The sequence below is a fragment of the Roseomonas rosulenta genome, from assembly GCF_016106005.1.
Taxonomy (GTDB): Bacteria; Pseudomonadota; Alphaproteobacteria; order Acetobacterales; family Acetobacteraceae; genus Neoroseomonas; species Neoroseomonas rosulenta.
This window is the reverse complement of record NZ_JACADR010000027.1, coordinates 23,895-30,572: the sequence shown is the minus strand read 5'-3', so window position 1 is coordinate 30,572 and position 6,678 is coordinate 23,895. Positions and strand designations below refer to the sequence as shown.

Below are 6,678 nucleotides of genomic sequence, written 5' to 3'. Positions count from 1 at the left end.
TACCCGATCGGCTACTTCCACATCGACATCGCCGAGGTCAGGACCGAGCAGGGCAAGCTCCACCTCTTCGTGGCCATCGACCGCACCTCGAAGTTCGCCTTTGCCCAACTGCACGAGCGCGCCACCACGCGCATCGCCTCCGACTTCCTGCGCGCCCTGCTGCAGGCCGTGCCTTACCGCGTGCACACCGTGCTCACCGACAACGGCCAGCACTTCACCACGCCCGGCAACATCGCCTCTGCCGCACCACTCATCCGTGAGGCCATGGACCGCGGCGAGATGTTCCGCGCCCATTCCTTCGAACTCGCCTGCGCCCAGAACCACATCGAGCACCGCCTGACCAAGCCCTACCACCCGTGGACGAACGGCCAGGTCGAGAGAATGAACAGGACGCTCAAGGAGGCCACCGTCCAGCGCTACCACTACGGCAGGCACGACGAGCTCCGCAGCCACCTCGCCCTGTTCCTCGATACCTACAACTACGCGCGGCGGCTCAAGACCCTGAAGGGCCTCACCCCCTACGAGTTCATCTGCCGATCATGGGCCGCAGACCCCCATAGGTTCACCGCAAACCCGCACCATGAAATGCCGGGACCAAACATCTAGCCGCCTACTTGAGCGAGAGCGAGGCCTTCGTGGACGCGATGGCAGATTTCGCCACCGCCTATGCCGACCAGACCGAGCGCGACCACAATGCGTTGATTGCAGCAGCGCGCGCGGGGCGGGTGGAGATCCGCACTGGCGCATGACGCTGTCACGGGCGCTGTTTCTCAGAGGCCGCCGCCCCAGCGGTACTGCAGTGCAATCCCGAGCAGGTCGTAGTTGTTTCCCGTGCGCGCGGAGACTCCTCTGCTGCCATAAAGGCGAACCGAGTAGCGGGGGCTCAGCGGGAAGGAAAGGGTTGCTCCAAGCCGCCAGTTCCGCAACAGATCGTCGTTCACCTTGCCGTCGATCGTAGTCCGCCCACCGGTGAAATAGGTCGCGTCGACTGCTCCCCAGACGCCGCTGCCGAAGCTGTAGATGGCGTGACCCTGGAAGGAATAGAGCGGTTCCTGCGATCGTGTCTGGCCGCGCAGGAAGTCGCTGTTGTCGCTGAACAAGGTGACGGCGGCGGTCGTCTCGAGCGTCAGAGGGCCGAAGCGCTGCGACGCGCCGAGTTCCGGCTTCACGAACCACCGGTTGGTCCCGAGGTTCACGGCGCGCGTCGGATCGTACTGCCCCACCGGCACGGATACCTGCACGCTCGCGCCCAGGATCAGGTCCTGCTGCCAGGCGGCGAACTCATCGAGCGTCAGCGCGGGTGCGCCGAGGAAGTTGACCGAGAGGCGGAAGCGCGGGTCGCCGAAGCCGTCGACCTCCCGATCCACCGGCTGCCCTGCGAAGGTCGCCGTGCCAGAGAGCCAGCTGAAGGGTGCCTGGGCATCGAACTTCGCCGACATGCCTAGAATCTCGAAGGACCGGGCGTAGCCGAGGACAAGGCTCGAGGTCCGCAGCTGGGCTTCGGCTACCGGCACCGCCGGGTCGAAGGAGAGGCTGCCGCGTGTGAAGGCATAGCCACCGATCAGGAAGTTCACGCCGACCGGCGTGTTGGCGAAGGCACGCGGCTCGATGTCCTGTGCCGATGCTGCGGACGCACCGGTGGCGACGGCCAGCGCAAGGGCCACCGCGGTTCTCGGACGAACGCGCGGCAGCCAGTCATGGCCGGCCCTGGGCGTGGCAATTGTCGTGCGCATACTCACGACGCAAGTCTCTTCGGAGCCGGCGTACGGCGCAACCGGGGCATGACGCGCCCCCGGCGTCACCGCGCCGCCGTAGCGTCAGCGCATCGGCTCGATCGAGACCGCCAGCGCCTCCTCGAAGACCACGTCGACCTGATCGCCGACACGGAGACCAAGGATGAAGGTCCGCGTCTCGAGGTTCTCCGCCGTCACCGTCCGGGTCATGTTGCCAGGGCCCACAAAGCTAACCGTGCCGCCAAGGCGGTCGACATCGTTGATGGTGACGCGCCCGGAGCGGACGCGGGTGATTTCGCCGCCAGGGCGTTCCGCCTCGCGTGCGAGGGCGACGCCAGCGAAGGGCTGGCTACCAGGCGCGCCGGAGCGCACGGCCCGCGCCGCCAGCGCTTGGTGGTAGCGCACCGTCACGCGGTCGCCGGACTTGATCTGGTTGAGACGCTGCACGCCCCGCCCGGCCACAAGCGTCAGTAGCTTGCCGGTCTGCGCACCGCCCTGACCGCGAAGCAGGATCTCGCGCGACTGCTGGTCAGCGATCTCGACGACGCCGACGAGTGTGGTGGTGCGCTCAGCCTCGACCGAGGTACAGGCTGCGAGAAGCGGCAGAGGGAAGAGCGAGCGGCGCTGCATGGCGCTTCTCCATAGTCGGGTTCGCCGACATGTGTGCGGCAGCATCCAAATCTGGAACCATATCGCAGCCATCGCGTTGATCTCTATCAACGTGGAACGGCAATCATCGCGGCATGAACGCGGTCGAAAACGCACCACGACGGGGAGCGCACGCATGAAGGTTGTGATCGTCGGCGGGGTAGCAGGCGGGGCTTCCTGCGCGGCGCGGCTGCGGCGGCTGGATGAGACGGTCGAGATCGTGATAGTCGAGCGCGGTCCCTACGTCTCCTATGCGAATTGCGGCCTGCCCTACCATGTCGGCGGCGTGATCGCGCAGGAACGCAGCCTGCTGGTCGCGAACGAGCGCACCTTCCGCGAGACCTTCGCCATGGACGTGCGCACCAACTGCGAGGCGGTCTCGATCGACCAGCGCGCGAAGACCGTCGTGCTCCGCGACGCCGCGACCGGCGGGGCTACGGCGGAGTCGTATGACCGCCTCGTACTCTCGCCCGGTGGCGCCTCGATCCGTCCGAAGCTGCCAGGCATCGACCTGCCTGGGATCTTCGAGGTACGCACCGCGCCCGACGCGCGCGCCATCCGTGCCTGGGTGGAGCGCGGGACCGAATTCCTCGCCGGTATGAACAACTATTCCGCTATCCAGATGCTGCGGCCGGCCCTCCGCGCGGTCGTGGTGGGCGGCGGCTTCATCGGGTTGGAGACGGCGGAGAACCTGCGCCACCGCGGCTTCGAGGTGACGCTGGTCGAGATGGCGGACCAAGTGCTGGCGCCACTCGACTACGAATTCGCTCGCCTGGTCGAGGGCCATCTCGCGATGAACGGCGTCACGCTGGCGCTCGGCGACGGCGTGGCGGGGTTCAGCCAGGCACAGGATGGCAGGCTCGCGGTCGCGACGCGCGCGGGCAGGACCTATCCGGCTGATATCGTGATCCTCGCGCTCGGCGTGCGGCCGGATACGACGCTGGCACGCAACGCGGGGCTCGAGATCGGCGCCCTTGGCGGCATCCGCGTGGACGACAGGATGCGCACTAGCGATCCCGACATCTTTGCCGTCGGCGACGCGGTCGAGGTGCGCGACGCCGTCACCGGGGAATGGGGCTTCGTCGCATTGGCTGGTCCTGCGAACCGGCAGGGGCGCATCGCGGCCGACGTGATCGCCGGACGCGATTCCCGCTACCGCGGCACCCAGGGCACTGCGATCATCGGCCTGTTCGGCGCCGCCGCGGCCTGGACGGGAGCCAGCGAGAAGACGTTGCTGCCGCTCGGCATGACGGACTACGAGAAGGTCTATCTCTATCCGAACTCCCATGCCGGCTATTATCCAGGGGCGCGGCCGATCGCGATGAAGGTGCTGTTCCGCCGTTCGGACGGGAAGGTGCTCGGCGGCCAGGCGTTGAGCCGCGACGCGGCGGCGGCGGACAAGCGCATCAGCGCCCTTGCGATGGCGGTCCAGATGGGTGCCACGATCGACGACTTGGCCGAGAGCGAACTCTGCTACGCGCCACAATTCGGCAGCGCCAAGGACCCGCTGAACTTCGCGGGAATGATGGCGCGCGGCATCCTCGGCGGTGACATGCCGGTCGCGCATTGGGGCGCGCGCGGCGACGGGCTGCTGGTTGATGTGCGCGAGGCGCCGGAACTGGCGGTCGAATGCGTCCCGGGCGCGCTTCACGTCCCGTTTGGCCGGTTGCGCGACCGGCTCGCGGAGGTGCCCCGCAACCGCGAGATCCAGGTCATCTGCCGCTCCGGCCAGCGCGCCTATTACGCGACGCGGCTACTTCTGCAGAACGGGTTCCGCGCGCGGACACTGCCGGGCGGTATGCTGTCCCGCGCCGTGCTCGAGCCCGGCCCCGAGGGGATCGGTCATGCCCTCGACTGACGCCCGGCGGTGAGCGACCTCCCGCTGCTCGCGCTGAAGCTGTCGCTTCTCGTCTTCATGGCGGGTTCGCTAATGGAGATGGGGCTCGGGCTACGCTTGCGGGACGCGCTCTCGGGGCTGCGCGATCGTCGCTTCCTCCTCTACGGCTTCGGCTTCAGCTTCGTGATCGGGCCCGCCCTTGCGTGGGGCATGGCGCGCCTCCTGCCGCTCTCGCCGCCGCATGCGCTGGGGCTAATGCTGCTCGGCCTCACGCCCTGCGCGCCTTTCGTCCCGGTCATGGTGAAGCGCGCGCAGGGCGACGTCGCCTATGTGCCGGCGATGATGCTGCTGGCCGCGGTCGGCACGCTGTTGCTAATGCCCGTGGCGGTGCCGCTGCTGGCCCCCGGGCTCTCCATCGACGCGTGGGCCATCGCACGCCCGCTGTTGGTCATGGTCCTGGCGCCACTCGCGCTCGGCATGGCGGTGTTCCATTTCGCGCCGCATGTCGCGGAGACTGCACGACCCCGCGTCAAGTCCGTGGCGGCGGGGGCGGCCGTGGTCATGCTGGTGCTCTGCGGCGTACTCTTCGGGCGTGGCTTCCTGGCTTCCTTCGGCAGTTTCGCGGTCGGCTCGCAGGTGCTGTTCCTGGCGATCATGACGACAGCGGGCTATGGCCTTTCGCGCGGGGTCCGGCAGCGACGGCGGAGCGTGCTCGGGCTTGGGCTCTGCACGCGAAACGTGGGCGCAGCCATGGCGCCGCTGCTCTCGGCGCCTGGCGTGGATGATGGTGTGATCGTCATGGTGACGCTCGGCGTACCGGTGCAGATCGCCTGTGGCCTGCTCGCTGCGTGGTGGTTCGCGCGGGATGCGCAGCGCGCGGCCACCGAGGGAGAGGCAGCATGCCCGTCTGGCTGATTCCGATTGCCTATACCGTGGTGAGCGTTGCTTGCGGTCTCGTGCTACCGCGGCTTGAGCATAGCTATGCGGCGTCATTTGACCTAGGCGTCTCTTCGTCGGCAGTCCTGGCGGCGCTCTCGGCGATCTCCTCGGGGATGATGGCACTGACGGGGATTGTCTTCTCAATCGCCTTCGTGATGTTGCAGTTCAGCGCAATTACCTACTCGCCACGCTTTGCGTCGCGCTTCGCGCGCGACCCGGTCCTGTTCCACGCGCTTGGAATCTTCTTCGCGACCTTCACCTACGCGCTTGCCACGACCTTCTGGGTGGATCGGTCCGGCGAGGTCGGGGTGCCGACGCTGTCCGCCATTGGCGCGGTCGTGCTGCTCTTCGTGAGCCTGCTCGTGTTCGGGCTGCTGATGCGCCGCCTCGGCGACCTCCAGATCACCAACACGCTTCGCTTCATCGGCGCCCAGGGTCGGGAGGTGATCCGCCAGACTATCGTCGCCGGCGGCGCACGCGCGGCGGCCGTCGCTGGCGTCACGCCGGCGGGGCCGGTCGTGCAACTTCTGCGGCATCAGGGTCCGCCGCGCTATGTCCAGGCCTATGACATCCCTGGACTTGTCGCTCTCGCCCGCCGCGCGGGTGGGGTTATCGACATGGAAGCGGCGGTTGGCGACATGGTGCTGGACGGTTCCGTGGTGCTGCGCGTGCTGGGTGGCACCGGAGGGCTCCAGGACGTGGAACTGCTGCGCGCCGTGCGCCTCGGCAGCGACCGCACCTTCGAGCAGGACCCCAAATACCCGTTGCGCCTGCTGGTCGACATCGCGATCAAGGCACTCTCCCCGGCCATCAACGATCCGACTACGGCGGTGCAGGCGCTGGACCAGATCGAGGATCTGCTGCGACGCCTGGCGCGGCGACCGCTCGACATCGGGCGCGTGGCGGACGGGGAGGGCTCACTGCGCCTCGCGTTCCCATCACCAAGCTGGGGCGACTATCTCTCCCTCGCCTTCGATGAGATCCGCGTCTTCGGGGCGACCTCCGTGCAGGTCCTGCGACGGTTGCGTTCGGCGCTTATCGGCCTCGAGGAACTGCTGGACGGTGATGCCCGTGGGGAGGAGGTGCGGCGCTACCTGGCTCACATCGATGCGGCGATTGAGCGGTCCACCTTCGACGAACAGGATCGCCATGCGGCCCGGCAGGAGGATCCGCAAGGGCTCGGGCTGACCCGGTAGTTCACGGCTGGGATCGGCAAGAATGACGCGCCGGCTGCTGCCTCGGCGATCGTGAGGTCGGGACTTCATCGTCGAAGCCGTCCGGTTGGGCGTGACGCGGCCCGGCGGGTTATCGGCGGCAGGGAAGTGAGTGCGGGCTGTTCAGGCATCAACCTATTCGAAATACACGATTTGCCGGATTTCTCCTGCCAGAGAATTTCAGTTCCCGGTTCCCACCGCTGCAGCGACTTTCAAAGCGGTCAATCCGTGTCGCCGTTCAGCGACGGTTCGAATCCAGGAGCACTCGCTCCGCCAGTTTCCATTCGAGCCGTGCTCTCCGCCAGAC

Annotated in this window: 7 protein-coding genes; 5 read left to right on the top strand and 2 right to left on the bottom strand. The window is 67.5% G+C overall.

Annotated features, from left to right (window positions below):
* Positions 1-606 (top strand): DDE-type integrase/transposase/recombinase (locus tag HW578_RS06050; protein ID WP_198369648.1); only part of this gene is annotated, 606 nt, incomplete at its 5' end.
* An 8-nt stretch (positions 607-614) separates the two neighbouring features.
* The gene (locus HW578_RS06045) at positions 615-749 is read left to right on the top strand and encodes a hypothetical protein (RefSeq protein WP_198369647.1); all 135 of its coding nucleotides are present in this window, start codon (positions 615-617) and stop codon (positions 747-749) included.
* Positions 750-770: 21 nt separating this feature from the next.
* Here HW578_RS06045 and HW578_RS06040 read toward each other — a convergent pair whose 3' ends face one another.
* Both HW578_RS06040 and HW578_RS06035 read right to left on the bottom strand, forming a co-directional pair.
* Positions 771-1,664 (bottom strand): transporter, encoded by an 894-nt coding sequence (locus HW578_RS06040; RefSeq protein WP_198369646.1) that lies wholly within the window; start codon positions 1,662-1,664, stop codon positions 771-773.
* A gap of 153 nt (positions 1,665-1,817) precedes the next feature.
* Complete coding sequence (locus HW578_RS06035) at positions 1,818-2,363, bottom strand: hypothetical protein (protein ID WP_198369645.1); 546 nt, start codon at positions 2,361-2,363, stop codon at positions 1,818-1,820.
* Positions 2,364-2,517: 154 nt separating this feature from the next.
* Between HW578_RS06035 and HW578_RS06030 the strand changes: the two genes are divergently transcribed.
* Genes HW578_RS06030 through HW578_RS06020 form a run of 3 tightly spaced genes read left to right on the top strand, consistent with a single transcriptional unit; the run spans position 2,518 to position 6,353 of the window.
* The gene (locus HW578_RS06030; protein ID WP_198369644.1) at positions 2,518-4,239 is read left to right on the top strand and encodes an FAD-dependent oxidoreductase; all 1,722 of its coding nucleotides are present in this window, start codon (positions 2,518-2,520) and stop codon (positions 4,237-4,239) included.
* Positions 4,240-4,248: 9 nt separating this feature from the next.
* Positions 4,249-5,133 (top strand): bile acid:sodium symporter family protein, encoded by an 885-nt coding sequence (locus tag HW578_RS06025; RefSeq protein WP_198369643.1) that lies wholly within the window; start codon positions 4,249-4,251, stop codon positions 5,131-5,133.
* The gene (locus tag HW578_RS06020) at positions 5,118-6,353 is read left to right on the top strand and encodes a DUF2254 domain-containing protein (RefSeq protein WP_198369642.1); all 1,236 of its coding nucleotides are present in this window, start codon (positions 5,118-5,120) and stop codon (positions 6,351-6,353) included. The genes HW578_RS06025 and HW578_RS06020 overlap by 16 nt, the downstream gene beginning before the upstream one ends.
* Positions 6,354-6,678 lie beyond the last annotated feature (325 nt).

Excerpts from the sequence above, each read along its gene's own strand:
- HW578_RS06030 (WP_198369644.1), top strand. The coding sequence starts at position 2,518 with ATGAAGGTTGTGATCGTCGGCGGGGTAGCAGGCGGGGCTTCCTGCGCG.
- HW578_RS06020 (WP_198369642.1), top strand. The coding sequence starts at position 5,118 with ATGCCCGTCTGGCTGATTCCGATTGCCTATACCGTGGTGAGCGTTGCT.
- HW578_RS06035 (WP_198369645.1), bottom strand. The coding sequence starts at position 2,363 with ATGCAGCGCCGCTCGCTCTTCCCTCTGCCGCTTCTCGCAGCCTGTACC.